This window comes from Methylobacterium phyllostachyos, assembly GCF_900103445.1.
Taxonomy (GTDB): Bacteria; Pseudomonadota; Alphaproteobacteria; order Rhizobiales; family Beijerinckiaceae; genus Methylobacterium; species Methylobacterium phyllostachyos.
On the sequence record NZ_FNHS01000021.1, the window covers coordinates 18,157 to 44,236 of the forward strand.

Annotated in this window: 25 protein-coding genes and 1 tRNA gene; 16 read left to right on the plus strand and 10 right to left on the minus strand. The window is 69.1% G+C overall.

Annotated features, from left to right (window positions below; all coding sequences use genetic code 11):
• Window positions 1–30: 30 nt before the first annotated feature.
• Both BLQ49_RS25410 and BLQ49_RS25415 read left to right on the plus strand, forming a co-directional pair.
• Window positions 31–975: a LysR family transcriptional regulator gene (locus BLQ49_RS25410; protein WP_244507762.1), complete on the plus strand. Its 945-nt coding sequence runs from the start codon at window positions 31–33 to the stop codon at window positions 973–975.
• A gap of 52 nt (window positions 976–1,027) precedes the next feature.
• Complete coding sequence (locus BLQ49_RS25415; RefSeq protein WP_091721485.1) at window positions 1,028–2,191, plus strand: iron-containing alcohol dehydrogenase; 1,164 nt, start codon at window positions 1,028–1,030, stop codon at window positions 2,189–2,191.
• A gap of 146 nt (window positions 2,192–2,337) precedes the next feature.
• Here BLQ49_RS25415 and BLQ49_RS25420 read toward each other — a convergent pair whose 3' ends face one another.
• Complete coding sequence (locus tag BLQ49_RS25420; protein WP_091721489.1) at window positions 2,338–3,567, minus strand: ABC transporter substrate-binding protein; 1,230 nt, start codon at window positions 3,565–3,567, stop codon at window positions 2,338–2,340.
• A gap of 258 nt (window positions 3,568–3,825) precedes the next feature.
• On the opposite strand from BLQ49_RS25420, the gene cpaB reads away from it, so the two are divergent.
• Genes cpaB through BLQ49_RS25455 form a run of 7 tightly spaced genes read left to right on the plus strand, consistent with a single transcriptional unit; the run spans window position 3,826 to window position 11,784 of the window.
• Window positions 3,826–4,635 (plus strand): Flp pilus assembly protein CpaB, encoded by an 810-nt coding sequence (cpaB, locus tag BLQ49_RS25425; protein WP_091721491.1) that lies wholly within the window; start codon window positions 3,826–3,828, stop codon window positions 4,633–4,635.
• A gap of 5 nt (window positions 4,636–4,640) precedes the next feature.
• Window positions 4,641–6,197, plus strand: a complete 1,557-nt coding sequence (locus BLQ49_RS25430) for a type II and III secretion system protein family protein (protein ID WP_091721600.1) — start codon at window positions 4,641–4,643, stop codon at window positions 6,195–6,197.
• Between the two features lie 19 nt (window positions 6,198–6,216).
• Entirely contained in the window at window positions 6,217–6,960 is a 744-nt protein-coding gene (locus tag BLQ49_RS25435) for a CpaD family pilus assembly protein (protein ID WP_091721494.1), read from the plus strand.
• Between the two features lie 58 nt (window positions 6,961–7,018).
• Window positions 7,019–8,296 (plus strand): CpaE/TadZ family protein, encoded by a 1,278-nt coding sequence (locus tag BLQ49_RS25440; protein ID WP_091721497.1) that lies wholly within the window; start codon window positions 7,019–7,021, stop codon window positions 8,294–8,296.
• Between the two features lie 30 nt (window positions 8,297–8,326).
• Entirely contained in the window at window positions 8,327–9,766 is a 1,440-nt protein-coding gene (locus tag BLQ49_RS25445; protein ID WP_091721501.1) for a TadA family conjugal transfer-associated ATPase, read from the plus strand.
• A gap of 3 nt (window positions 9,767–9,769) precedes the next feature.
• On the plus strand, window positions 9,770–10,762 hold the full coding sequence (locus BLQ49_RS25450; RefSeq protein ID WP_091721503.1) for a type II secretion system F family protein: 993 nt from the start codon (window positions 9,770–9,772) through the stop codon (window positions 10,760–10,762).
• 44 nt (window positions 10,763–10,806) lie between these two features.
• Complete coding sequence (locus tag BLQ49_RS25455) at window positions 10,807–11,784, plus strand: type II secretion system F family protein (protein ID WP_091721506.1); 978 nt, start codon at window positions 10,807–10,809, stop codon at window positions 11,782–11,784.
• Window positions 11,785–11,805: 21 nt separating this feature from the next.
• Here the strand turns inward: BLQ49_RS25455 and BLQ49_RS25460 are convergent, their stop codons facing one another.
• Window positions 11,806–12,039 carry a GcrA family cell cycle regulator gene (locus BLQ49_RS25460; RefSeq protein ID WP_091721509.1) on the minus strand — a complete coding sequence of 78 codons (234 nt, stop codon included), beginning with the start codon at window positions 12,037–12,039 and terminating at the stop codon, window positions 11,806–11,808.
• Window positions 12,040–12,443: 404 nt separating this feature from the next.
• Between BLQ49_RS25460 and sseA the strand changes: the two genes are divergently transcribed.
• Together sseA and BLQ49_RS25470 are read left to right on the plus strand one after the other, a co-directional pair.
• Window positions 12,444–13,289, plus strand: coding sequence for a 3-mercaptopyruvate sulfurtransferase (sseA, locus tag BLQ49_RS25465; protein ID WP_091721511.1), 846 nt, complete (start codon window positions 12,444–12,446; stop codon window positions 13,287–13,289).
• A 111-nt stretch (window positions 13,290–13,400) separates the two neighbouring features.
• Window positions 13,401–13,877, plus strand: coding sequence for a hypothetical protein (locus tag BLQ49_RS25470; RefSeq protein ID WP_091721514.1), 477 nt, complete (start codon window positions 13,401–13,403; stop codon window positions 13,875–13,877).
• 126 nt (window positions 13,878–14,003) lie between these two features.
• Here the strand turns inward: BLQ49_RS25470 and BLQ49_RS25475 are convergent, their stop codons facing one another.
• Genes BLQ49_RS25475 through BLQ49_RS25490 form a run of 4 tightly spaced genes read right to left on the minus strand, consistent with a single transcriptional unit; the run spans window position 14,004 to window position 17,229 of the window.
• Window positions 14,004–14,828 carry an FTR1 family iron permease gene (locus BLQ49_RS25475; RefSeq protein WP_091721517.1) on the minus strand — a complete coding sequence of 275 codons (825 nt, stop codon included), beginning with the start codon at window positions 14,826–14,828 and terminating at the stop codon, window positions 14,004–14,006.
• 49 nt (window positions 14,829–14,877) lie between these two features.
• The gene (locus tag BLQ49_RS25480; protein WP_091721519.1) at window positions 14,878–16,311 is read right to left on the minus strand and encodes a 4Fe-4S binding protein; all 1,434 of its coding nucleotides are present in this window, start codon (window positions 16,309–16,311) and stop codon (window positions 14,878–14,880) included.
• Window positions 16,308–16,649: a cupredoxin domain-containing protein gene (locus tag BLQ49_RS25485; RefSeq protein WP_091721522.1), complete on the minus strand. Its 342-nt coding sequence runs from the start codon at window positions 16,647–16,649 to the stop codon at window positions 16,308–16,310. Before BLQ49_RS25485 ends, BLQ49_RS25480 begins: the two co-directional genes overlap by 4 nt.
• Before the next feature lie 16 nt (window positions 16,650–16,665).
• Window positions 16,666–17,229, minus strand: coding sequence for an iron transporter (locus tag BLQ49_RS25490; RefSeq protein WP_091721525.1), 564 nt, complete (start codon window positions 17,227–17,229; stop codon window positions 16,666–16,668).
• A gap of 366 nt (window positions 17,230–17,595) precedes the next feature.
• Here BLQ49_RS25490 and BLQ49_RS25495 point away from each other — a divergent pair, with 366 nt between their 5' ends.
• Window positions 17,596–19,752: a carbohydrate porin gene (locus BLQ49_RS25495; protein ID WP_091721528.1), complete on the plus strand. Its 2,157-nt coding sequence runs from the start codon at window positions 17,596–17,598 to the stop codon at window positions 19,750–19,752.
• Between the two features lie 174 nt (window positions 19,753–19,926).
• Here the strand turns inward: BLQ49_RS25495 and lipB are convergent, their stop codons facing one another.
• Window positions 19,927–20,643 (minus strand): lipoyl(octanoyl) transferase LipB, encoded by a 717-nt coding sequence (lipB, locus tag BLQ49_RS25500; RefSeq protein ID WP_091721531.1) that lies wholly within the window; start codon window positions 20,641–20,643, stop codon window positions 19,927–19,929.
• Window positions 20,644–20,746: 103 nt separating this feature from the next.
• Between lipB and BLQ49_RS25505 the strand changes: the two genes are divergently transcribed.
• Complete coding sequence (locus BLQ49_RS25505) at window positions 20,747–21,052, plus strand: FliM/FliN family flagellar motor switch protein (RefSeq protein WP_091721534.1); 306 nt, start codon at window positions 20,747–20,749, stop codon at window positions 21,050–21,052.
• A gap of 18 nt (window positions 21,053–21,070) precedes the next feature.
• On the opposite strand, the gene BLQ49_RS25510 is transcribed toward BLQ49_RS25505, so the two are convergent.
• Window positions 21,071–21,844 (minus strand): GDSL-type esterase/lipase family protein, encoded by a 774-nt coding sequence (locus BLQ49_RS25510; RefSeq protein WP_167627785.1) that lies wholly within the window; start codon window positions 21,842–21,844, stop codon window positions 21,071–21,073.
• An 85-nt stretch (window positions 21,845–21,929) separates the two neighbouring features.
• On the opposite strand from BLQ49_RS25510, the gene BLQ49_RS25515 reads away from it, so the two are divergent.
• Both BLQ49_RS25515 and BLQ49_RS25520 read left to right on the plus strand, forming a co-directional pair.
• Window positions 21,930–22,565: a TetR/AcrR family transcriptional regulator gene (locus BLQ49_RS25515; RefSeq protein WP_091721541.1), complete on the plus strand. Its 636-nt coding sequence runs from the start codon at window positions 21,930–21,932 to the stop codon at window positions 22,563–22,565.
• Window positions 22,566–22,687: 122 nt separating this feature from the next.
• Window positions 22,688–22,772, plus strand: a tRNA-Leu gene (locus tag BLQ49_RS25520).
• 166 nt (window positions 22,773–22,938) lie between these two features.
• On the opposite strand, the gene BLQ49_RS25525 is transcribed toward BLQ49_RS25520, so the two are convergent.
• Both BLQ49_RS25525 and BLQ49_RS25530 read right to left on the minus strand, forming a co-directional pair.
• Complete coding sequence (locus BLQ49_RS25525; RefSeq protein WP_091721543.1) at window positions 22,939–23,211, minus strand: hypothetical protein; 273 nt, start codon at window positions 23,209–23,211, stop codon at window positions 22,939–22,941.
• Window positions 23,212–23,310: 99 nt separating this feature from the next.
• The gene (locus BLQ49_RS25530) at window positions 23,311–23,877 is read right to left on the minus strand and encodes a helix-hairpin-helix domain-containing protein (RefSeq protein ID WP_091721546.1); all 567 of its coding nucleotides are present in this window, start codon (window positions 23,875–23,877) and stop codon (window positions 23,311–23,313) included.
• Between the two features lie 482 nt (window positions 23,878–24,359).
• Between BLQ49_RS25530 and BLQ49_RS25535 the strand changes: the two genes are divergently transcribed.
• Window positions 24,360–25,892 carry a DEAD/DEAH box helicase gene (locus BLQ49_RS25535; protein WP_091721547.1) on the plus strand — a complete coding sequence of 511 codons (1,533 nt, stop codon included), beginning with the start codon at window positions 24,360–24,362 and terminating at the stop codon, window positions 25,890–25,892.
• Window positions 25,893–26,080: the final 188 nt, after the last annotated feature.

Sequence of the window (26,080 nt, forward strand, 5' to 3'; positions counted from 1 at the left end):
TGTGCATCGATGCACAGCGGGAGTGCGGCCATGGCCAGGATCGGGCCGAACTGGGACGATCTGCGCTACTTCCTCGCGGTGGCGCGCACCGGCACCCTGAGCGCTGCCGCCGCACGGCTCGGCACCGAACACACCACGGTCGGCCGGCGGATCCGCGCGCTGGAGGAAGGCCTCGGCGGCCGCCTGTTCCACCGCAGCAACCTCGGCTACGCGCTGACCGAGGACGGGGCGAACCTCCTCGGCGTCGCCGAGGCGATGGAGAGCGCGTTCCTCTCGGCCATCGCCGCCACGGGGGCCGCCCAGACGGTCTCCGGCACGGTGCGGATCGGCGCGCCGGACGGGTTCGGCAGCGTCTTCCTCGCGCCCCGAATGCATCGGCTGACCGCCCGCCATCCGGGGCTGGAGGTCGAGATCATGGCGACCGCCCGGATCTTCAGCCTGTCCAAGCGCGAGGCCGACATCGTCATCAGCCTGTCCGGCCCGCAGCAGGCCCGGGTGGTGGCGCGCCGGCTCACCGATTACCGGCTGTTCGTCTACGCGGCGGAGTCCTACTGCGCCGCCGCGGCGCCGATCACCGAGGTCGCGGATCTCTCCGCGCATTCCTTCGTCGGCTATATCGAGGACATGCTCTTCACGCGCGAGCTGAACTACCTGGGGGCGCTCGGGCCTCCGGTCAGCGCCCGCCTGCGCTCCACCAACCTCCTGGCCCAGGTCTACGCGACGCGCGCGGGGGCGGGCCTGTGCGTCCTGCCGGCCTTCATCGCGGCGGCCCATCCCGGGCTGGTGCCGGTGCTGCCCGACCGGGTCTCGCTGACGCGCGCGTTCCACATGCACATCCACGAGGACCACAGGAAAGCGGCCCATATCCGCGCGGTCGCGAGCTTCATCGCCGCCGAGGTCGAGGCGGCGGGCGCCCTGTTTGCCGGGCCGGCTGTGTCAGCACCGGCGGTTTCGCCGGATCCAGTCGCGCCCTAAGATCCCGCGAACCCGGCCGATCGGAATTGGCGCCGGATGGGAGGATCACACCATGGTCGCCTCGATCGCCCTGCCCCGGCTGATGCGCGTCGGCGCCGGCGCCTCGCGGCTCCTGCCGGAGGTGCTCGGCCAGCTCGGCCTGTCGCGCCCCTTCGTGGTGACCGACCCCTACCTCGCCGGCAGCGGCCGGGTGGAGGCGCTCACCGAACGGCTCAACGGCGCGGGCACCCGCGCCACCGTGTTCGCCGACACGGTGCCCGACCCGACCGTGGCCTCGGTGGAGGCGGCGCTCGCCGCGCTCAAGGCGGGCGATTTCGACTGTGTGGTCGGCTTCGGCGGCGGCAGCCCGATGGACACCGCCAAGGCGGTCGCCGTGCTCGCCCGCCACGGCGGCCACATGCGCGACTACAAGGCACCCCGCCAGCAGGACGAGCCCGGCCTGCCGATCGTGGCGATCCCAACCACCGCCGGCACCGGCTCGGAGGCGACCCGCTTCACCATCGTCACCGACGAGACCTCCGACGAGAAGATGCTGTGCATCGGGCTCGCCTACCTGCCGGTCGCGGCTCTGGTCGATTACGAGCTGACGCTGACGAAGCCCAAGCGGCTCACCGCCGATACCGGCATCGACGCGCTGACCCACGCCATCGAGGCCTACGTGTCGCGCAAGTCGAACCTGTTCTCGGACGGGCTGGCGCTCCAGGCGATGAAGCTGATCGCCCCGAACCTGCGGCGGGTCTGGACCGATCCCGGCGACCGGGCGGCGCGCGAGGCGATGATGCTGGGTGCGACCCAGGCCGGCATCGCATTCTCGAATGCGTCGGTGGCACTGGTCCACGGGATGAGCCGGCCGATCGGTGCCCACTTCCACGTGGCGCACGGGCTGTCGAACGCGATGCTGTTGCCGGCGGTCACGTCCTTCTCGGTACCGGCCGCCATCGATCGCTACGCGGCCTGCGCCCGGGCCATCGGGGTCGCCAAGCCGGAGGCCGACGACCGGTCCGCCGCCGCGGCCCTGGTGGCGGAACTGGAAGCGCTCAACGACGACCTCGACGTTCCCGGCCCCAAGGAATACGGGATCGACCCGGCCCGCTGGGAGGCGCTGCTTCCCACGATGGCGGCGCAGGCGCTCGCCTCCGGGTCACCGGCCAACAACCCGGTCGAGCCCAGTGCCGACGAGATCGTCGCGCTGTATCGGCGCGTCTGGGCGGGGTGATGCCCGCGGGGCAGAGAATCTGTCGGGGCGGACATTCGGCCCGCCGCCGTCTTTGCGAGCGAAGCGGAGCAATCCAGCAGCGCCACGCGAACAGATGCCGCGCTGCTCTGGGTCGCTTCGCTCCGCTTGCGATGACGGGGTGAGCGCTACTTCGCTGCCGTGAGCGGGCAGCCGCTCTCGGTCGGCGAGGCGAAGGCCTCCTTGCCGGGGACGGTCGAGATCAGCTTGTAGAGGTCCCACTCGCCCTTCGACTCGGCGGGCTTCTTGACCTCGAACAGGTACATGTCGTGCACCATGAGGCCGTCGGCCTGCACGACCCCGTGATGGGCAAAAACGTCGTCCACCGGCAGCGCCTTGAGCTTGGCGTTGACCGCGTCGGTCTCGTCGGTGCCCGCCGCCTTGACGGCCTTCAGGTAGGACAGGACCGCCGAGTAGGTGCCGGCCTGGATCATGTTGGGCATCCGGCCGGTGCGCTTCATGTAGCGCTGGCCGAAGGCGCGGGTCTCGTCGTTGGCGTCCCAGTACCAGCCCTCGGTGAGCGTCAGGCCCTGGGCCACCTTCAGGCCGAGCCCGTGCACTTCCGAGAGGGTGAAGAGCAGCGCCGCGAGCTTCTGGCCGCCCTCGACGATGCCGTACTCCGCCGCCTGCTTGATGGCGTTCGAGGTGTCGAGCCCGGCATTGGCGAGCCCGATCACCTTGGCCTTCGAGCCCTGGGCCTGGAGCAGGAACGAGGAGAAATCCTGGTTCGAGAGCGGGTGACGGACGCTGCCCAGCACCTTGCCGCCATTGGCGATCACCACCTTGCTGGTGTCGGCCTCCAAAGCCGAGCCGAAGGCGTAGTCAGCCGTGAGGAAGAACCACGTGTTGCCGCCCGCCCGGGTCAGCGCGCCGCCGGTGCCCACCGCCAGCGCCCGCGTGTCGAAGGCCCAATGGTAGCCGTAGGGCGTGCAGGCCTTGCCGGTGAGGTCGCTTGACGCCGCCCCGGTGGTGATCGTGATCTTCTTCTTCTCCTTGGACAGGCCCTGGACCGCCAGCGCCACCGAGGAGGTGGTCAACTCCATGATCGCGTCGACGCCGTCGCGGTCGTACCATTGCCGGGCGATCGCCGAGGCGATGTCGGGCTTGTTCTGGTGGTCGGCCGTGAGGATCTCGATCGGCACGCTGCCGATCTTGCCGCCCATATCCTCCACCGCCATCCGGGCCGCCTCGACCGAGCCCTGGCCGCCATACTCGGCGTAGAGGCCGGACTGGTCGTTGAGGATGCCGATGCGCACCGCGTTGCCCGAGAACGCGTCCGCGCCACCCTGGGCGGCGGCTCCGCAGGCCGTTCCAACCAGCGCCGCCGCCAGCACCGCACCGCCGAATGTCTTGATCATGTCTCCCCCCGGTTCACCCGAGTGCCCGCTTCTGAGGCGGTTCCGAATGCAAAATAGATCACACGAGCGGGAGAGGCCACGGTCAAGCTCGACCGGATGCTGAAAGATTGCGCCGGTTGTGACCGCCGCCCCGACTTTCGTACGTTTCCGGACAATCGCGCGGGCGAAGTTACAATAGCTTAACCATAAGTACACGAATCCACGCGCAAGTTCCGGTCATGGGCGGCAATTCGGCCGTCTCCGGCGCGTGGCGATGCGATGAAACCTGCCCGTCTCGCTGTCCTCGGCATCGCCCTCGCGGCGGGCAGTGGGGCGGCCTTCCTGATGAGCGGCGGCGATCCGCCCCCGCCTCCAGCGCCGATCAAAGCCGAAGCGCCGCCGGTACCGATGAACGACGTGCTGGTCGCCGCCACCGACCTGCCGATGGGGCAGGTGCTGCGCGCCGCGGACCTGCGGTGGCAAGCCTGGCCGGATGGCGCCGTGAATCCCGGCTACATGAGCCGCAAGACCAACCCGAAGGCCCTTGACGAGACCGTGGGCGCCTCCGTCCGCTCGAGCTTCCTGGCGGGTGAGCCGATCCGCGCGCAGAAGCTCGTGCGCCCGGAGAGCGGCTTCATGGCGGCGATCCTGCCGCAGGGCCTGCGCGCGGTCGCCATCACCACCGACAGCCGCGGCACCAACTCGGCCGGCGGCTTCATCCTGCCCAACGACCGGGTCGATGTGATCCGCACCTTCCACAAGCCCGTCAAAATGGCGGTCGGTGAGCGCGACTCCCAAATCTCGCAGACGATCTTGACCGACATCCGCGTCCTCGCGATTGGCCAGTTGATCCAGGAGAAGAACGGCACAAACGTCGTCACGGGCGAGACCGCGACGCTGGCAGTCACCCCCGCCCAGGCCGAAGCCCTGACGCTTGCCGGGAAGGATGGCTCGCTGTCGCTGTCGCTGCGCAGCCTCGCCGATGCCGGCGCTCCCGCCGCCGCCCCCGCCGACACGCCCCAGGCGCAGATGCCCGATGACGCACTGACCGTGGTGCGTTTCGGCATCGCGCAGCAGCAGACGCCGTGACCGCCATGCTCGCTCCGCTGCCCCACGCCCGCCCAGCGCGGCGTCCGATCCGCCGCAGGGCCTGTGCCCTCGCTCTCCTGGCCAGCCTGACCGCTCCGGCCGGCGCGCAGGACCGACCGGTCCTCGGGCCCGCCCCGGTCCTAACGGTGGGCTCCGCGGAGGCCGCCTCGACCCGGCGCGTCGAACTGACGGCTGGCCGCTCCGTGATCGTGGACCTGCCGCGGGACGCCAAGGAGGTCTTCGTCGCGAACCCCGCGGTGGCCAACGCCGTGGTCCGCTCGACTCGCAAGGTCTTCGTGATCGGGATGGCCGACGGCGCGACCTCGATCTTCATCATGGATGCCGAGGGCCGCCAGATTGCCGCCCTCGACGTGACCGTGGCCCGCGACCTGAACCTCGGAACCCTGCGCGAGCTGCTCGGCCAGAGCATCCCGGGCGGCCGGTTCGACGTGCGCTCCTCCGGGGCCTCGGTGCTGCTGTCGGGCTCGGTGAATTCGTCGGCGGACGCCCAGCAGGCGATCGACATCGCCAACGCCTTCGTGGGGCTGGGGGGTGGAGGCGGCGGGACAGGCGCGCCGAGCGGCGGCGTCGCGGCTGGCGCCCGGGGCGCGGTGATCAACAACCTCTCCATCCGCAACAAGGACCAGGTGATGCTGCGCGTCACCGTGGTGGAGGTGTCGCGCAACGTCCTGAAGCAGTTCGGCATCAACCTGAACGGGAACTGGTCGGCGCTGAACCCCCTCGGCAACGCGACGACCTCCCCCTCGCTGGTCAATTCGCTGCCCTTCCCGATCACCGGCGGGACGACGCCGACCGGCAACCAACTCCAGGCGTCCGTGAGAGCCGGCGGCTTCTCGCTCCAGGCCACGCTGAAAGCTTTCGAACAGGCCGGGGTCTCACGCGTCCTCGCGGAGCCGACACTGACGGCGATCTCCGGCGAGGCCGCGAAATTTCTGGCCGGCGGCGAGTTCCCGGTGCCATCGGCCGCCTCGAGCTGCGTCAGCGGCCTCTGCTCCGCCCCCGGCATCACCTTCAAGCCCTATGGCGTCGCCCTGAGCTTCACGCCGGTGGTTCTGGCCGACAACCGGATCTCGATCCGCGTCGCCACCGACGTGACCGAAATCGATCCGACGAACAGCTTCAACTACACCAACGACGGCGTCACGACCGCGATCCCCGGAACACGGGTCCGCCGGTCCGAGACCACGGTCGAGCTGCCCTCCGGCGGCGTGATGATGACCGCCGGCCTGATCCAGCAGGTGAACAAGCAGGCCATCTCCGGCCTGCCCGGCCTGATCAACCTGCCGATCCTCGGCGCCCTGTTCCGCTCCCGGGACTACCAGCGCATGGAGACCGAGCTGATGATCATGTGCACCCCCTACATCGCCCGGGCGATGGAGCCGAAGCAGGTCAGCCGCCCCGACGACAACTTCGTCGATTCCACCGACGGTCAGGCGGTGCTCCTCGGCCAGATCAACCGCCTGTACGGCAAGGTCGCCCCCACCGGCGCGGCCCCGCTCGGGCCGAGCTATCGCGGCCGCGTCGGCTTCATCGTCGAGTAGCGCCTTCAGGATCGGATCCATGACCGGACTCCCCCCGTTCTCCCGGCACCGCGCCCATGCCGGCCTGCTCGCCGCCTGCGCCCTCGGCGCCCTCGCGGCCGGCTGCAAGAGCGAGCCGGCCGCTACCGGCGCGATCGAGATCTCGGACTACCGGGCCCGGCACCCGATCGTCCTGGCCGATGGCACCCGCAGCCTCGACGTGTTCCCCACGGGGGTCGGCCATCTCGATCCCCGCCAGACCGCCGATGTCGATGCCTTCATGCTGGAATACCGACGCTACGGGCGTGGAACCCTCCTGATGGAGGTCCCTCGGGGTGTTCCGCCGGCACAGGCGGAAGCGGTCGCCCGCACGGTGGCGGCTTTGGGTCGGCTGGGCGCACAGGACAGGGTCAGCGCCCGCGAGATCGCCGTCACCGGCTACGCCGTCGCGGCCCCGAGTCTGGCCGCGCCGATCCGGCTGAGCTTCCAGCGGATGCAGGCCAAGGTCTCCGATGCCTGCGGGCTCTGGCCCAACGATACGGGAACCAGCAACTTCGCGTTGGACTACAACAACCGCCCGATGTGGAACCTCGGCTGCGCCACGCAATCGACCGTGGCCGCACAGATCGCCGACCCTGTGGATCTCGTGCGCGGACGGCCCGAGGGCCGGATCGATACGGTCAAGCGGGTCCGCGACATCGGTCAATTGCGCGAAGGCAAGGATCCATCAACCGCATGGCGTCAAGATGGGCAGACCGACGTGAAATCTCAGGTCGGACAATAAGTTTACGTCCTGCTCGATCCCGACGCCGCACCCCGAACGCGAACCTGAAAGCGCCGTCATGGCAGACCTGTCCGAGACAGCCGAGCGCACGATCGCCCCGGTGCCCCGGATCACCATCCAGGCGTTCTGCGAGACCAGCGAGACCGCCGCGATGATCGAGGGGGCGGCCCTCGACCGGCGCATGCAGAAGACGCAGGTCAAGGTCCGGATGGGCGGCGGCGCTGCGGCCATCGAGGCCTACCGGCACGCGCCGACGCCCAACGTCATCGTGCTGGAAACGCAAGGGCCGCGCTCGAAGCCGCTCGAATGCCTCGATGCCCTGGCCGAGGTCTGCGACGAGGGCACCCGCGTCCTGGTGATCGGCCATCTCAACGACGTGACGCTCTACCGGCAGCTGATCCAGCGCGGCGTGTCCGACTACCTGATGGCGCCGGTGGACCCGCTGACCCTGATCGGGGCGATCTCCGACCTGTTCACGGCCCCGGGCGTCAAGCCGGTGGGTCGCACGGTGGCGGTCTGCGGCGTGAAGGGCGGCATCGGCGCCTCGACGGTGGCGCACAACTTCGCGTGGTCGGTCGCCCGCAGCCAGGGCGTCCAGACGGTGATCGCCGATCTCGACATCGCCTACGGCACCGCCTCGCTGAACTTCAACCAGGATCCGCCTCAAGGCATCGCCGAAGCGGTGTTCGCCCCCGAGCGCCTGGATTCGGCCCTGGTCGAGCGGCTGCTGTCCAAGTGCAGCGACACGTTGAGCCTGCTCTCGGCACCCGCGAGCCTCGACCGCACCATCGACCTATCGGAGCCGGCCTTCGACGCCCTGATCGAATATCTGCGGGCGAGCGTGCCCTGCGTGGTGCTCGACGTGCCGCACCAGTGGAACGCGTGGACGAAGCGCGTGCTGACGGCGGCCGACGAGATCCTGATCGTTGCAGGGCCCGACCTCGCCAGCCTGCGCAACGCCAAGAACCTCCTCGGCGCGCTCAAGCATGGGCGCCCGAACGATGCGCCGCCGCGGATCCTGCTCAACGGCGTCGGCGTACCGAAGCGCCCCGAGATCGGCACGCCCGAATTCGCCAAGACCCTGGAGGCTCCGGTCGCGCTGACGATCCCGTTCGAGCCCGCCCTGTTCGGCACCGCCGCCAACAACGGCCAGATGATCGCCGAGATCCAGGCCGGCTCCAAGGTGGCGGAGCTGTTCAACGACCTCGCCGCCCTGACGCTCGGCCGCGCGGAGACCCGGCGCAGCGGGCGCGCGAGCCTGCTGGAGCCGCTGCTGGCCCGGTTCGCCGGCACCAAGCTCGGCGGCATCAAGCTCGCCGGCGGGAAGGCCTCGTGATGCGGTCCGACCGCGCCCTGGAACCGGCCCATGTTCGGTAGACGCCAGACCGGCGGCGCGGCCGCCGCACCCCTGCCAATCCCGAAATCGCCGGCCGCCCCGCCGGCCTCGGCCCCGCGCGACGCCGCGCCGCCGCCACGGCGGCCCGAGCCCGCGACCCCTGTGGTGGTCGAGACCGCGCGGTCCGAGGATTACTACCGCACCAAGAGCCTGATCTTCGGCGCCCTGATCGAGGCGATCGACCTCACGCAGCTCTCGCGCCTCGACGGCGAGACGGCCCGCGAGGAGATCCGCGACATCGTCACGGAGATCATCGGGCTCAAGAACATCGTCCTGTCGATCGCCGAGCAGGAAGAGCTGCTCGACGACATCTGCAACGACGTGCTGGGCTACGGCCCGCTCGAGCCGCTGCTCGCCCGCGACGACATCGCCGACATCATGGTCAACGGCGCCAACCGGACCTTCATCGAGGTCGGGGGCAAGATCCAGCTGACCAGCGTCCGGTTCCGCGACAACCAGCAGCTGATGAACATCTGCCAGCGGATCGTCAGCCAGGTCGGCCGGCGCGTCGACGACGCCTCACCGATCTGCGACGCGCGCCTGCCCGACGGCTCCCGCGTCAACGTGATCGCGCCGCCGCTGGCCATCGACGGCCCGGCGCTCACCATCCGTAAGTTCAAGAAGGACAAGCTGACCCTGGAGCAGCTCGTGCGCTTCGGGGCGATCTCGCCCGAGGGCGCCGAGGTGCTGAAGATCATCGGCCAGTCGCGCTGCAACGTGGTGATCTCGGGCGGCACGGGCTCGGGCAAGACCACGCTGCTCAACTGCCTGACCGCCTTCATCGAGCACGACGAGCGGGTGATCACCTGCGAGGACGCGGCGGAACTCCAGCTCCAGCAGCCGCATGTGGTCCGCCTGGAGACGCGCCCGCCCAACATGGAGGGCCAGGGGCAGGTCACCATGCGCGACCTCGTCAAGAACTGCCTGCGCATGCGGCCCGAGCGGATCATCGTCGGCGAGGTGCGCGGACCGGAGGCCTTCGACCTGTTGCAGGCGATGAACACCGGCCACGACGGCTCGATGGGTACGCTCCACGCCAACAGCCCACGCGAGTGCCTGTCACGTATCGAATCGATGATCTCGATGGGCGGCTTCACCCTGCCGTCGAAGACGCTGCGCGAGATGATCTGCGGCTCGATCGACGTGGTGATCCAGGCCATGCGCCTGCGCGACGGCTCGCGGCGGATCACCCACATCACCGAGGTGCTCGGCATGGAGGGCGACGTCATCACCACGCAGGACGTGTTCCTCTACGACATCGTCGGGGAGGATGCGAACGGCAGGCTGGTCGGGCGCCACCGATCCACCGGCATCGGCCGCCCGAAATTCTGGGAGCGCGCCCGCTATTACGGCCTGGAGCGCCGGCTCGGCGAGGCGCTCGACGCCGCCGAGGTGGTCGATCGGAGCTGAGGCATGCCAGATCTCGCTGCCGTGGGCGTCTCGAACCTGCCGATCGCCGCGGGCCTCATCGGTATCGCGGTGGCGGCGGTGGCCTATGTGGCGGTCCTGCCCCTGCTCGGTGGTGAGCGCCGGGCGACCAAGCGCCTGAAGGCGCTTGCCGTCTCTCCCTCCGGGGCGGCCCTGCGGGGTGTCGCGGTCAACCGGCGCGAGCAGGTCGCCAAGACGCTCAGCGAGATCGAGGCGAAGGCGAAGGGCGCCTCCAAGGCGACCGTGGAGCTGAAGCTCGCCCGCGCCGGCCTCGATTGGACGAAGCGAACCTTCTACATGGTCTCGGCCATGAGCGCCGGGATCCTCGGACTGATGCTCTTCGTGCTCACCGACAGCCCGATCGTCGGGGCCGCCGCCGCCTTCGCGGGGGGCTTCGGCCTGCCGGCCTGGCTGCTGCGCTACCTGCGGATGAAGCGCATCGCGAAGTTCAACAAGGAACTGCCCAACGCCGTCGACGTGGTGGTGCGCGGCATCCGCACCGGCATCCCGGTCGGCGATTGCTTCCGCATGGTCTCGCGCGAGGCCGAGGAGCCGGTGCGCAGCGAGTTCAGGACCGTGGTGGAGACCCAGGCGCTCGGCCTGTCGCTCGGCGAGGCGGTCACGCGCCTGTTCGACCGGGTGCCCACGCCCGAGGTCAACTTCTTCGTCATCGTGATCAACATCCAGCAGCAATCAGGCGGCAACCTCTCGGAAGCCTTGAGCAACCTCTCCATGGTGCTGCGCGACCGCGCCAAGATGCGCGGCAAGATCCAGGCGATGAGTATGGAGGCCAAGGCCTCGGCCTCGATCATCGCCTGCCTGCCCTTCGGGGTGGCGGGCATCACGACCCTGACGAGCCCCGATTACATCTCGCTGCTCTGGACGACCGATATCGGCAAGATCGCCCTGGTCGGCGCTGCGATCTGGATGTCGATCGGGGTCTTCACGATCAAGAAGATGATCGCGTTCGATTTCTGACGGCGAGCCGCAAGGCTTGCCGCGCCCTTCCCGGATCCGGTCCCATGATCGACGACATCGCCGCGAAGCTGTTCGATCCCCGGTTCATGGGGACGCTGCTGACCGCCATCGCGGCGGCAGCGACCGCCTTCGCGGTGGCGCAGCCGTTCTTCGAGACCGACAAGCTCGAGAAGCGGATGAAGCTCGTCGGCGACGAGCGCGAGCAGATCCGGCGGCGCGAACGCGCCAAGGGCGCCCAGGCCGCGACCCGGGGCACGCTGCGCGTCGAGCCCAAGGCCTACATGAAGTCGATCGTCGAGCGGTATCAGCTGCAGCGCTGGCTCGCCACCGACACGGCCAAACGCAAGCTGATGCAGGCCGGCTATCGCGGCCAGGGGGCGGAGACCGCCTTCCTGTTCTTCCGCCTCGTCGTGCCGATCGGCGCGGTGATCGGCGCGGTGTTCTATCTGTTCGTGCTGGAGGCGCTCGACGTCTCCTACCTCATGCGGTTCGGTCTGGTGATCGGCGCCGCCTACGCGGGCATCAAGGCGCCGGAGCTGTTCCTCGTCAACGCTGCCAAGAAGCGTCAGGCCGAGATCCGCAAGGCGTGGCCGGACGCCCTCGACCTCACGCTGATCTGCGTCGAATCCGGCATGGCGATCGAGCACGCCTTCCGGAAGGTGAGCACTGAGATCGCCACCTCCTCGGTGGTGCTGGCCGAAGAACTCGCGCTGATGACCGCCGAGATGTCGTTCCTGCCCGACCGGCGCCAGGCCTACGAGAACCTCGTGCTACGCACCGGCCTCGATCCCGTGAAAGCCGTATCGACCGCCCTGATCCAGGCCGAGCGCTACGGCACGCCGGTGGGTCAGGCGCTCCGGGTCTTGGCCCAGGAAAGCCGCGACCAACGCATGACGGAGGCGGAGAAGAAGGCGGCGGCGTTGCCGCCCAAGCTGACGGTGCCGATGATCCTGTTCTTCCTGCCGGTGCTGTTCGTCGTCATCATCACGCCGGCCGTGATCCAGATCATGCGGTCGCAGTGACGGCCGGGCGCGACGCCCGGCTCAGCGGATGCGGCCCGGCCGTGTGGGCTCGAACACGATCCGGCGGTGGTAGGCACACCAGCTCTTTCCGTCGGACACGGGCGCGCCGCAGCAGATCGCCCGGTCGTTCGGCTCGCCGATGATGTACTTGCACACGAAGGCCCCCGATTGCGCGAACGGCACACGCAGGTCGGCCGACGGCTCCTTGATGGTCTCGGCATCGCCGATCTGGGACATGCGAACGAGTTGATTCATGGTATCGATCGGCTCAATAAGCATCCTGCCGGGCGGGTGCGGGGCCCCTGCAGATGGAGAAGGTGGAACGCCTTTCCCTCAAGGCGGCGACCCCGAAACGCGTCCGTCGGAACGGCATCCGGGTCAGCCCGCTCGATGCCGGCCTGCAACGGCCGGCGCGATCGGCGTCATCATGTTGTCGTAACTGGGGTTAAGGCTCTTTAAAACAAGACCAGCCTGCGCGCGTTGCATCGGAGCACGGTGCGGGATGCGTAGCTCATCGCGGACGCCGCCGGTTCGATTGGCATTCGCCAGGCTGACGAAACGATACGAACGCTCCGACTCAGGCGTCCTCTGGACGTGCAAGCCGGATCGACCTGTGGTTTGCTGCGGCCTTCCCGAGACCAGTGCCGGATCCGCCGCCCATGGCCCACGCGCCCCTCGTGTCACCCGATTGGCTGCACGACCGCCTCACCGCCCCCGACATCGTGGTCCTCGACGCCTCCTGGTATCTGCCGGCCGCCGGCCGGGACCCTGAGGCCGAGTTCCGCGCAGCCCACATCCCCGGAGCCCGGCGCTTCGATCTCGATGCCATGAGCGACACCGAGTCGAACCTGCCGCACATGCTGCCCCGCCCGGAGGTCTTCGCCGCGCGGATGCGGGCGCTCGGTGTCGGCGACGGCCAGCAGATCGTCGTCTACGATGGGATGGGTCTGTTCTCGGCGCCGCGGGTCTGGTGGATGCTCAAGGCCTTCGGGGTGCGCGACGCCCTGGTGCTGGATGGCGGTCTCCCGGCCTGGATCGCAGCCGGCTATCCCACCGAGGAGGGCGAGCCGCAGCCCCGCGAGCGCCGGCACTTCACCGCCCGGCTCGATCACGGTGCGGTGGCGGACGCCGATGACGTCGCGCGCGCCCTGGCCACCGGCTCGGCCCAGGTGGTGGATGCCCGCTCGGGCACGCGGTACCGCGGCGAGGAGCCGGAGCCGCGCCCCGGCGTCCGCCCCGGCCACATGCCGGGCGCCCGCAACCTGCACTACGCGGCTTTGCAGCGCGACGGCCGGATGAAGAGCCCGGAGGAACTGGCCGCGGTCTTTGCGGAGAACGACGTGGATCCGGACCGGCCGATCGTGACCACCTGCGGCTCCGGGGTGACCGCGGCGATCATCGCGCTGGCCCTGGAGACGATGGGCCGGCACGCTCGCGGCCTCTATGACGGCTCTTGGTCCGAATGGGGCGCCGACCAGAACCGGGCGGTGGCGACCGGGGCCTGACCCTCCGGCTCGTCAGCAATCAGCGGGCGGCGCCCGGACCGCCTTGAACAGGACATGATCCAATCCGATATATCGAAAGCGCCTGCGGTTGGGCGCTCTACGGAGAAGATCATGCCGCATCACGACACCACCGCCCTCTCGGGCACCATCCAGCACGTCTTCGCGCACCGCTTCACCCTCGAGGCGGACGGGACGACACATTTGGCCGATCTGGGCCCCAAGGGCGCGGACGCGTTCCCGCTCACGGCCGGCCTTCGCGTCAGCCTGGAGGGTGAGCGCCGCCCTTCGGAGATCAAGGTCACGCGGATCGCGGCCGATGGCCGGGAGCCGGTGCTGATCCAGCACAAGAAGCCCCACCATCCGCCCGGTCCGGCGCGGCCGGACGTTCCGGCCGATCCCGCCCAGGCCCTCGCGGCCGCTGCCGCCAGCGGCTGGACGGTGACCGACACGCCGCGCCGGAAGCCCAAGCATTTCGAGCTTCTGGCGCACCGGGGCGATGACGTGGCCACCGAACTGCACGTCGATTTCGCCGGGACGATCTACAAGCAGAAGCCGGCCGATCCCGCGAAATGGGCCGCGGGCGCCTAAACACGGACTGATCGAAGGTCCCGGATCCAAAAGGTCCGGGACCTTTTGCGGGTGCAGGGCAGAGCCCTTCATAGAGCCGTGCCGGATGACAGCCAGGGCTTCGCCCCGGTCTCCCACCAAGCAGCGTCAGGCGGCCCGCACGGCGCGCCGCTTGTCGGCGGCGCTCCACTGCATTAGCCCGATCATCACGGCGATGGTCGCGACGTAGACGAGCCCCTGCAGGGCGGTCGGCCGGTCGGTGTAGCCGACGAGCGCGTGCAGGATCCGGCCCGGCCAGGAATTCTCGGCGATCACGCCGGAGCTGTTCCAGAGAGTATGGCCGAGGACGTCGATCACACCGGCATTGGCCAGGAACTGGGCGGCCTGCGCGGCGAGGCCCGCGGCCAGGAAGATGATCAGCACGCTCGTCACCGAGAAGACGTAGCGGCTCGGGATCGAGGCCAGCCCGAAATACGTCACCGCCGAGAGCAGCGCGCCTGCCCCTATGCCGGCCACGGCGCCGAACTGGATATCGGCTCCCGAGGTGCCCGAGGCCACGAGGCCGTAGAGGAACAGCACCAGCTCGGCGCCCTCGCGCAGGATCGCGGCGCCGATGACAATCGAGAGGGCGGCGGCCTCGCGCTCGCCCGAGCGCACCGCCGCGCTGGCCACGCGCAGCTCGCCCGCCAGCTCCTTGCCGTGCTTACTCATCCAGGTGTTGTGCCAGACGAGCAGCAGCACCGCGACGATCAGCACCGCGGCGTTCAGGATGTCCTGCCCGCTGCCCTCGAAGGCGTCAGAGATCTTTTCCGCGAACAGGGCGACGAGACCGGCGCCCACCAGCCCGCCCACGATGCCTAGCAGCACCCAGCGCATCCGGCCCGGGATGCCGCGGGTCGCCGCCAGCACGATCGAGATGATGAGGCCCGCCTCGATGACTTCGCGGAAGGCGATGACGAAGGCGCCGATCATGGCGGTCTCCAGAGATTGCGAGGTGTTGCGAGATGCCGCGCGGACCGCGCTACCAGATCCAGAACATGAGCACCCAGTTGACCACCGACAGGGCGGCCGCACCGGCGATGCAGGTTGTAGCCGCCGCCCGCCGGATCCCGGCGGCGCTGAGGCCAGCCACCCGCCACGCGAGCCAGACGCTCCACAGGCTCGCCCCGGCGAGCAGGCCCGCGCGCATCTCGGCCACGTAGGGGATTACGATGCCGTCGCCGCGCAGGAACGTGACGGTGAGCGCCGAGAGACCCAGGAAGACGCCACAGCCCGCCACCGGGATCAGCGTCTGCGTCAGGTGGTGGAAGCGCCGGAGCGACCAGCCCCCGAGGGACAGGGTCGCCAGCGCCACGATCCCCGACAGGGCAAGCCCGAGGATCACCGTCGCCGCGCCGATATAGGCCAGAAGCAACCCGCCATCGAGCAGGGTCATGACGTCGTTGCGGTCGGGGTAGTTCGTCAGCACGAACCAGGGGGCCGACATCTCCAGCGGCCACGTGATTCCATGGTCGATGAGCCAGGTGGCGGCCCATTGCTTGGCCTCGACGTACCAGGGGCTCGCCGACCATTGAAACGCGCCCACTGCCAGGGCCAGCATGCCGAACAGGATCAGTACGGTTTGGTCGAGATCCGGCTCGGTGCCGGCCACGTGCACGATCTCGTGGTTGGGCGAGCGCAGGGCGAGGCGCACCGCCCCGCGATGATTGCTGCACCGCCCGCACATGTGGCAGGCGCCGGAGCCCTGCATCGTCTTCACCGGCACGAGCGGCGCGCAGTTGAACGCCTCGCTGCCCCGGGTCGGCTTCGGCGAGGCCGCCCAGGCGGCGCGGTCGACTTGGAAGCTGATTGGGGCCAGCTTCGACAGCACCGCGAACACGCCGTTGACCGGGCAGAGATAGCGGCACCAGACCCGCTTGTTGCGCCCGTAGAGCAGCCCCACCACGATCGCCGCGAGGGTGGAGCCGCCGAGCACGGCCAGAACCGGCTTCGGGTAGCCGTAGACGCTGGTCATCTGGCCGTAGACCGTGGTGCCGGCAAACGCCAGGAACGGCCAGCCCTGCCACGTGATCCAGCGCGGCACCGCATAGCCACGGCTCCAGCGGCTGGCGAACTCGCTGAGCGCCCCCTCGGGGCAGAGCACGCCGCACCACGCCCGGCCAACCAGCACCATGCTGAGCAGCACGAACGGCCACCAGATCCCCCAGAAGGCGAACTGCGCGGCCAGAGTCAGGTTGGTCCAGATATGGGCGGCGTTACCGGGCAGCGGCAGCAGGGCGGGCACGATCACCAGCACCGCGTAGACGCCGACGATCAGCCACTGCACGCCGCGGATCACCCAGCCGTACCGGCGCATCGCATTGCCGAGCGCGGCGAGCCGCGCGTCGATCCAGGCGCGGCGTGCGACACGCGGGGCGGCAGGCAGGGCCGCGGGCGCCGTCGTCGACGCGCTCATTTGGCCACCAGGGTCGCCTTGGCGTCGGGGTGGAAGTCGTCGAACACCTGATAGGTGCCGGCATCGAGGGTGCGGAACACGATCGCCGAGGTCGAACCGGCCGCGAGCGCCTTCTCGCGCCTGAGTTCCGTGCTCTCGAACTCGACGGGCGACTTTCCGGTGTTCGAGATCTCCAGCTTGAACCGGGTGTTGGCCGGCACCTCGATCACCGCCGGCAGGATCACGCCGTCGCGCATCTCGACCTTGATCACCGGCATGTCATCCGCGCGCGCAGACCCGGCCGCACAGGCGGCGAGACTCAGGGCAGCGATTGCGGCGATGCGCGGCGGGCGGGACACGGACACCTCCGGAAGCTTAATAGGCGCCCTTCTTGCCGACGCCGGCGAAGGTGAAGTCCTGCACGACGTCGAAGGGCTCGAACCACGGGCCGACCCCCGTCTCCTTGTCGACGTGGCGGCCGAAATGGCCGTCCTTGCCGGGGGGCGCAACCGTGACCTTCAGGCGATAGCGACCGGGGCCGAACAGCTTGACGTTGTCGCCGTAATGCGGCCCGTCATTGGCGACCATCGGCATCAGCATGCCGGCGACCTTCTGGTCGGTCGGCTTGTCGCCGTCGAGCTTCACCGCCTCGAAGTGTACGTCGAGCGCCGGCACCCAATCGCCCTCGGCGAAGCCGTTGCGGTTGTCCTTGGCGGCGCGGATATCCGTCTCGAGGTGGATGTCTGACTGCGCGGCCGCGCGCATCATGCCGGCAGGCTCCATTTCGATCGGCTGGAGGTAGACGGCCGCGACCTCCAGGCCGTTGCGCGTCACGTGCGGGCCGATCGGCACTTCCTTGGCTGCGGCGGATCCCGCGATTACGAGGGCGGCGGCCGCGGCGAGGCCACGGAGAAGCGATGGGGCGATAGAGGCGCGCATGCCTCAGCACATAGACTCTCACGTCCGAAGTTCAAACAGGAATCGCACAAGCATCAAATAATAACAATTCTAATCTGAAGGCCTTTCGAGGTGCTGCGCCTGTATTTCCCAGTCTCAGTCTCGCCGACGGCCGATTGTAATCTGTCGTCCCGAAGACTTTTCGCCCCTCTGTGGCCGCCCGGATCTTGACCGGCGGGGCGATCTCGGGATCGTCATGCAACTGCCACGCTAGGGGCCGAGAAGGTGACCGAGGAACGGAAGCAGCGATGCCGCACCTGCGACACCGCGTTCGCCGCGCCGGCGCGCCGTGGCTTGCGCGGAAGCGAAGCGGGTTTTAGCAAAAGCTATATTGTTGCTGTGAGTCGTATGAGCATCCGTCCCGCGTCCTCGGTTCGAGCACGATCCCAGATCCGCATCCCGGCCTTGCCCCAGGTCGCGGCTCTCCTGCTGACGCCTGCGATCACGGCACCCGCGGTTGCGGCGGACCTCGCAGCACCGCGTCCGGCGGCGGAGGTGGCCGCCTACACCGATTGGTCGGGCGGTTACATCGGCCTCGAGGGCAGCGCGGGCGGCTCCTACGGAGCCTACACGTTCGGCCCGACGACAATCGGCGGGCGGCCGGTGCCGGCCTTCAAGAGCGGCGATTCGACGGGACGCAGTGACCAGGGGCGGAACGCCACCACAGCAGTGGGCGGCCTGTTCGGCGGCTGGACCTGGCAGACTGGCCCGTGGGTCTACGGCGTCGAGGCCAGCCTCGACGCGGCGAACCTGAAGCGGCCGGTCCCCTCGACCATCGCGGGCTTCGGCTACGCGGATGTCGATCCGGCCTTCAACATCGTGCGGGCCAAGACCGACCTCTACGGCACCGTGCGCGCGCGGCTCGGCTACAGCTTCGAGCGCTACCTGATCTACGGCGCCTTCGGCCTCGCTGGCGCCAATGCGCGCTTCCTCGCGACCTATCCGGATCTCGATACGGGCGGTCAGGCTACGGCGCAGCGGGAACTCGGCTATCTCGGCTTCACCCTCGGCGCGGGGGTGCAATATGCCGTCAGCGACCATCTCGCCCTCGGAATCGACTACCGCTACATCGATCTCGGCGGCAGCCGGCGCTTTCCGTTGGGCGCAGTGCCCGGAGACCAGGGCGGCCCAGTCTCGACCCGGGCGAGCTTCACGTCGAACCAGATGTTCCTGCGGCTGATGTGGTTCCCGGACGGGCTGAGGGTGCCGCCCGACCCGGACGAGACCGCCCCGCACGATCCGGACAACGGCGATACCGGCCGCTTCTCGCTGCACGGGCAGACCACCCTGATCGCGCAGGGGGTGCCGGGCTTCCGCTCACCCTACGAGGGCGCGCAGAGCCTGATCCCCCATCAGGCGCGGCAGACCACCACGGCCACGATCTTCCTCGGGTTCAAGCTCAGCGATACGACCGAGCTCTACTACAATCCCGAGTTCAGCCAGGGCTTCGGCTTGTCGCGGACGCTGGGGGTGGCCGGCTTCGTCAACGGCGAGGCGCAGAAGGCCGGCGCCCCGTTCCCGAAGCTGCGCTCGAACCGCTACTACGTGAAGCAGACGATCAATCTCGGCGGCGAGACCGTGGAGGTGCCGGACGGGCCGAATCAGGTCGCCACCCGCTACGATGCCGAGCGGATCACCCTGATCGCCGGCAAGTTCGCGCTGGGCGACTTCTTCGACGGCAACATCTACGCGCACGATCCGCGGGTGGACTTCTTCAACTGGTCGCTGTGGGGCTCCTCGGCCTGGGACTTCCCGGCCAACCTCCCCGGCTTCACGCAGGGTGTCTACGCCGAGTACAACCGGCCGGAATTCGCGATCCGCGCCGCCTACACCCAGGTGCCCAAGGAGCCGTCGAGCGACGTGCTCGACCCGCGGGTGTTCCGCCGCGCCGGTCTCAACGCCGAGTTCGAGCAGCGCTACGTCCTGCCGGGGCTGGAGCAGCCGGGCAAGCTGCGATTCGGGTTCTTCTCGAATGTCGGCGTCTCGGCCAACAACCGGGAGGTCGTGACGCTGACGCAGCTCGGCGCCTTCGACGACATCAATGACGCGGCGGCAGCGACGCGGCGCCCCCGGCGCAAGACCGGCGGCTACATCAATCTGGAACAGGCGCTGACGCCGGAACTCGGCCTGTTCGCCCGGGCCAGCCTGAACGACGGGCGCACCGAGAACATCTCGTTCACCGATATCGACCAGAGCTTTTCCGGCGGCCTGTCGCTGAAGGGCAAGGCCTGGGACCGGCCGGACGACACGATCGGGATCGGTGCGGCGATGAACGGGCTCTCGCCCTCGCACCGGGCGGCCTTCGCGGCGGGCTTCTACGGGCTGCTGATCGGCGACGGGCGGCTCAACTACGGCACCGAGCGGGCGCTGGAGACCTACTACGCCCTGAACCTGACCAAGTTCGTGACCCTGACCTTCGACTACCAGTTCATCAACAACCCCGGCTACAACCGCGACCGCGGGCCGGCCCACTTCTTCGCCTCTCGGTTGCACGCGGATTTCTGAACGCGGCGGGGACCGACTTCCGGCCGAAGGGCTTCGTGCCGCAGCCGTCCCTGCGAGCGGCGCGACGCAACCCAGTGCACCACGATAGCCGGTGCCGCGCTTCCCTGGATCACTTCGCTGCGCTCGTGATGATGGGCGGGGCAGCTGCACCGATTGCCCTGATCGGCCGCTGTGTCAGTCCACCTCCAGAACTGTCACCCCGAAAATCTCCTCGAAGGCAGCGCGGAGTTGCATGTCGACCTCGGCCATACTGACCGGCAAGCCCAGATCGACGAGGCTCGTCACCCCGTGTTGGCGCACGCCGCAGGGTACGATGCCGTCGAAATGGGAGAGGTCCGGCTCGACGTTCAGGCTGATACCGTGAAAACTCACCCAGCGGCGCACCCGGATGCCGATCGCCGCGATCTTGTCCTCGACCCCCTGCCCTTTCTCGGGACGGCGCACCCAGACGCCGACGCGGTCCTCCCGGCGCTCGGCACGGACGTTGAAGGCCGCGAGCGTCTCGATTAGCCACGCCTCCAGGCTCGCCACGTAGGCGCGCAGGTCGCGGCTGCGCCGGCCGAGGTCGAGCATCACGTAGGCCACGCGCTGGCCGGGCCCGTGATAGGTGTATTGCCCGCCCCGCCCCGTCGCGTAGACCGGAAAGCGCTCCGGCGCCACGAGATCCTCAAGGCGGGCCGACGTCCCGGCCGTATAAAGCGGCGGGTGCTCCAGCAGCCAGACGCATTCGGGCGCTGCGCCGCGGGCGATCGCTTCGGCCCGCGCCTCCATCCAGGCGACCGCTACCTCGTAACCCACGGGTGCGTCGCTGACGCGCCAGTGCACCGGATCGGAGCCAGGCTCCTTCGGGAAGGCGAGCGGACTGACCGCGAGGCGGGGCGCGTTTACCAAGGGTTCACCATCCTGCACCGATGGTCGAAGCCTTCAACATCCGCGGCCGTCGGTTGCAAGTCTTCGACGGGCAGGGTTCGGCTGCGAGACGGGGTGATGAGCGGTGGCGGTCTTCGAGTCGCTGAAGGTCGATCTGACGGTGGTGCTGGGCCGCACCCGCATGCCGCTGCACATGCTGCTGCGCATGGGCCGCGGCGCCGTGATCGAGCTGGACGCCAGCGACAGCGACATGGTCGAGATCCTGGCCAACGATCATCCGATCGCCCGCGGCCAGATCGTGGTGACCGGCGACCGCATCTCCGTCGAGGTGACGGAGCTGATCCGCAAGGCGGCCTCGATCGTGGAGCCCGGCGCCAGCATCGGCGACGGCGCGGCCTCGCTTCTGGAGAGCGGCTACGAATCCGCGTGAGCGGCTGAAGCACCCCACCTACCGCGGCAGCTCAGGGCCGAGGATCGCCCGTATGGCCGGCGCGAGGGCGCTTGCGAGGCTGCGATGGTCGTCCGGCGACAGGTGCAGCCCATCCGCCCCATGGGCGGCCCCACCGATGGCTGACGCGGCGTCGACGCATGGCAGCCCGGCCTCCGCCGACGCGCGCTGGAAGGCGGACGCGAACTGAGCAGACTTCTCGCGACCGCCAGCATAGCGCCGATTCCAATCCTCGATCGGCAGGGTCGCGATCTGCACGGGTGAGACCAGCAGGGCCTTCGGAGCCGGATAGGCGGTTCCGATGCCGCCCGACGCGGCCTGCACCTGCCGGGCCAGCATAACGGCGGCCGCCGCGATCGCGTCCGGCTGCCGCTGGTAGCGGGCCTGAAGGTCGTTGGTGCCGAGCATGATGACGACCAGATCGAGCGGCATATGGGCCGCCAGGGCGGCTGACAGATGCTTGAGGCCGTTGAACGTGTCCGGGCGGATGACGCTGCCTGGCCAATCCTCCCCATCGAGATCGGTGGTGCGCAGATTGAGGCCGTCTTCCACGATCTCGTAGCCGCTGCCGAGTTCCCGCTGGAGTAGGCCGGTCCAGCGCTGCTCCCGGGGATAGCGATGCGTCGGCTGGCCATCGGAACGCGCCACGTAGCCCCACGTGTTGCTGTCGCCGTAGACGAGGATCCGGCGCGGCTCCGCTCTGGCCAGATTCGCTGTGCCGAATAGAGCGCTGATCGCCAGCGTCCCGATTGTCGTAGCGATGCGCCAGCTCAACCTCGACCCCCATTTTTTGTAACGATCACTGCGAAAATGACCCATCTTGCCTGTGGGGAGTCAAGCCCCTATTGCAGCAATCGCTATGGAAATCAGCGCGCCTGAGGGCCGACGGCTGCGCGGCCGTCCGCGCCAGTTCGACCGCGACAAGGCCGTCGCGACGGCGCTGACGCTGTTTCAGCAGCGCGGATACGAAGGCACATCGATCGCCGACCTAACCAGGGCCATCGGCATCTCGGCGACCAGCCTCTACGGCGTCTTCGCAAGCAAGGAAGCGCTCTTCGAAGAAGCGGTCGAACTCTATCGGAAGCGTGACGGCGCGTTCGCCGAAGCCGCGTTGGATCGATCGGGCTCTGTGCAGGAGGCAGTCCACGCACTCCTGATGGAGGCGGCGCAACACTACAGCAGGGGAAGCGGACCCCGTGGCTGCTTCATATCGCTGGGCGTTTTGTGCTGCGCCGTGGAGCATCGTGCCGTCGCGGATCGCATGGCGGCCCGGCGCCTTGCAGCCCGCGACAGGATCAAGATCCGGCTCGACCAGGGCAAGCAGGCGGGTGAATTGATAGACTCCGCCGACACGCAGGCCCTGGCAGCGTTCTATGCCGCGACGCTCCAAGGGCTCTCGATCCAGGCGCGGGACGGCGCAACGGAGCAGGCGCTTCGCCAGATCGCGGATCTGGCGCTCGCGCCCCTTCGCTCCAACCTTGTGTCGACGCGGTGAGCGAGACGCTTGTCGGCGGCGGAGCGATCTGTTATCCGCTGCGCCGCCGACAACGTCCGGCCTCCGGGATCTCCCGCGGGCCGCCTTTGTCGAGCGAGCGGACACGGGTCATCGCGTCCGATGCGGCCATGGCGGAATTGGTAGACGCGCTAGCTTGAGGTGCTAGTCCCGCGAGGGGTGGAGGTTCGAGTCCTCTTGGCCGCACCAATCTCTTTTCTCGATAGAAAGAGATTCGGTGCAAACCGACGGAATGGGGTACCCAACTGCCGAGCAGTGGCCCCGAACGACATCACGCACAGCACGGGCGGTCACACGGATCCGGGAAACCGGGAATCGTCGGCCTGCGGATGATGAGCATCCCGCCCGCACAGCCTTAGCGGCCTGACGTCGTACCGGACGTGCCGTGCTGGTATCCCGACGCGTTCGGCGGCCCCTTCATCTTGCCGTTCTGGCCAGCCGTGTTGTCCGGCGTGGTCGCGCCGGCCGTCCCGGTGGTCTCGGCCTTACCGAAGCCTGCAGCATTGGGTGATCCTTGCATCCGGGGCGTTGTACCGGATGCGCCGTTGGCGCCCGTAGTCTCGGCGGCCAAGCCGGCGGTTCCCATCGATAGCAGGCTCACGGCCGCGATCAGTGCGGTCTTTCGCATGGCAGACTCCTCGGGCGTTCCACGATCACGTCTCGCGCGTGATCTGTGCATCAACGTCCGCGACCGCCGCCTGTTCACTGAGCGAGTCCGGCCGTCAGCCTATCGGACCGTGACCGCGTTCTTGATCGTGTCGTAATCGGTTCGTTTCAGGACGCGGCGCGACAGAAGCTCATCGGGCGAAGTATAGGGGCGGAACTCCACGATCCTTCGACCGATCATGCCGGCGCCGAGCCCGTTCAACTGCTCGACCGACGCCGTGTTGAGATCGACGCCCTCACCGGGCGGCACGGAGGGTTCGTGAGGGGTTCCGGGGGCCGTCTCGGTTCGCAGGCCCGTCGCGGACGCATCGTCGGGTTGCCGCGCGGGCGAACCAGGATCGGCCGACGGACGGGGCTGTCCCGACGGAACGGCCGGAGAAGCCGCGGACGGGTATGATGCCGGGGGCATCGCCGCCATCCCCGAACCGGAGGGCGATCCCGGCGTGATGGCGCGAATGGATTGCCCCCTGGCATCCACGGGGGATCGCTGCTGCTGCGACAGCGGGATGCTGGCGGTCCGCTTGTCCGGGCCGACCTGAGTCCGCGGGCCGAACCCGATCCACAGGGCGGCCAGGATCACGGCGATCACCGCCAGACCGGCACTCACGGACAGAATAGATCGGGTCATGCCCCATCCTCTTTGGCGGCCCCGAGATAGGGTCGAAGCCGCAACACTCTCCGTGCTTCCTCAAGGATCGCGCGCGCCGATTCAAGGTTCGTCCGCTCCTCGCATGGCCTCGGCCTGGCGCGCCGCCGCCGTGGTTCGGGGTCGCACCGAGCCCCGGCAGCAATGGGCTCGCGCGCGGCGGCTTCCGTGCAGCCGTGCGCCGTCCGAAGCCGTGCCATGCGCCGGGACCGGCCGTGCCGCATTGACTTCGCAGCCGCACACCCGCATATCGGCGATGCAGCGTCAGCGGCCGCCATGGCCCGCTTGAGGGGGCTGCGTGACGGATCGGGCGCCTCCCGGCGTGATCCGGCCCCCCTCTTCATAACGTGCATGCACCCGGGCCGCCCCATCACGCGGGCTGCCCCCTGCCAACGGACCGGCCTGAACATGGCACCGCTCGCATGGCGAGGCGCCCGGCCGATCCTGCTGCATCGGATACATCCTTGACCCAATTCACCGATTTCGGCCTCGCCCAGCCCGTGCTGCGGGCGCTCAGCGAGGCCGGCTACGTCGCGCCGACCCCGATCCAGGCTCAGGCGATCCCGCCCGCCATGGAGGGCCGCGACCTCTGCGGCATCGCCCAGACCGGCACCGGCAAGACTGCGGCCTTCGCATTGCCGATCCTGCACCGTCTCGCCCTCTCGGACCGCCGGGCCCCGCGCCGCGGCTGCCGGGTGCTGGTGCTCTCGCCGACCCGCGAGCTCGCCAACCAGATCGCCGAGTCGTTCTCCGATTACGGCCGTCACCTGTCCTTCACCAACACGGTGGTGTTCGGCGGCGTCACCATCAGCCGCCAGGAGCGGGCGCTCGCGCCGGGCGTCGACATCCTCGTCGCCACGCCGGGCCGGCTGATCGACCTGATCGAGCGCCGCTCGCTGACGCTGGAAGGCGTCGAGATCCTCGTCCTCGACGAGGCCGATCAGATGCTCGACCTCGGCTTCATCCACGCCCTCAAGCGCATCGTGAAGATGCTGCCTGAGAAGCGCCAGAGCCTGTTCTTCTCGGCCACCATGCCGAAGAACATCGCGGGCCTCGCGAGCCAGTACCTCACCAACCCGGTCCAGGTTGCGGTGACGCCCGTCGCCACCACGGCCGAGCGGGTCGATCAGCAGGTGATCTTCGTCCATACCGGCGCCAAGCAGGCGCTGCTCGGCCACATCCTGCGCGATCCGGCGATCGAGCGCGTCCTCGTCTTCACCCGCACCAAGCACGGCGCAGACCGGGTGGTGCGTGGCCTCGACAAGGTCGGCATCGCGGCCGCCGCGATCCACGGCAACAAGAGCCAGCCCCAGCGCGAGCGGGCGCTCCAGGCCTTCCGCGACGGCGATTGCCGGGTGCTGGTGGCCACCGATATCGCGGCCCGCGGTATCGACGTCGAGGGCGTGAGCCACGTCATCAACTTCGATCTGCCGAACGTGCCGGAGAGCTACGTCCACCGGATCGGCCGCACGGCGCGCGCCGGCGCCGACGGGTTGGCGATCTCGTTCTGCAACGACGAGGAGAAGGCCTACCTGCGCGACATCGAGCGGATCACCCGCCAAAAGGTGCCGGTGGCGGGCTTCCCCGAGGGCTTCAATCCGCCCTCGCGCCAGGAGGCGGCCGAGATCGCCCGCGAGGAGGAGCGCCGGCCCGAGCGGCAGCAGCAGCGCCCCGCCGGCGGCCGTCCGGGCCAGCGGTCCCGGCCGCAGCAGGGTCGTCCCCAGCAGGGACGCCCGGAAGGCGGCCGCGGCTTTGGTGGCCAGGGTGCGCCCCGGCAAGGTCGGCCCCAGGAGGGGCGGGCTGACAACCGTGGTCCCGCTCCGCAGGGTCGCGAACCCCGCGCCGACCGGCCGGCCCGGCCGCAGGGCGAACAGCGTCCGAACCAGGCCCGCCCGAACCGCGAGGGTCGGCCCCAGAGGGCCGAGTCCCGCCCGCGCAGCGGTGGCGGCAACGAAGGGCGCAGCATCGGCTGGCTGGAGCGGGCGCCCCGCTCCTGAGCCGAGCGCGCAGAACCTCGACATCACAGCCGCCCGGGATGGTTCCGTCCCGGGCGGCTTTTTCATGCGGCGACCGGTGACAGGTTCGGGACGCCGCACGCGCAATCGTGTCGCGACAACGTCCCGTCCTGCCTCCGCAGCCGGTGAAGCCCGCGTTCGGATCGTTCGGAATTGCGAACTCAGACCGC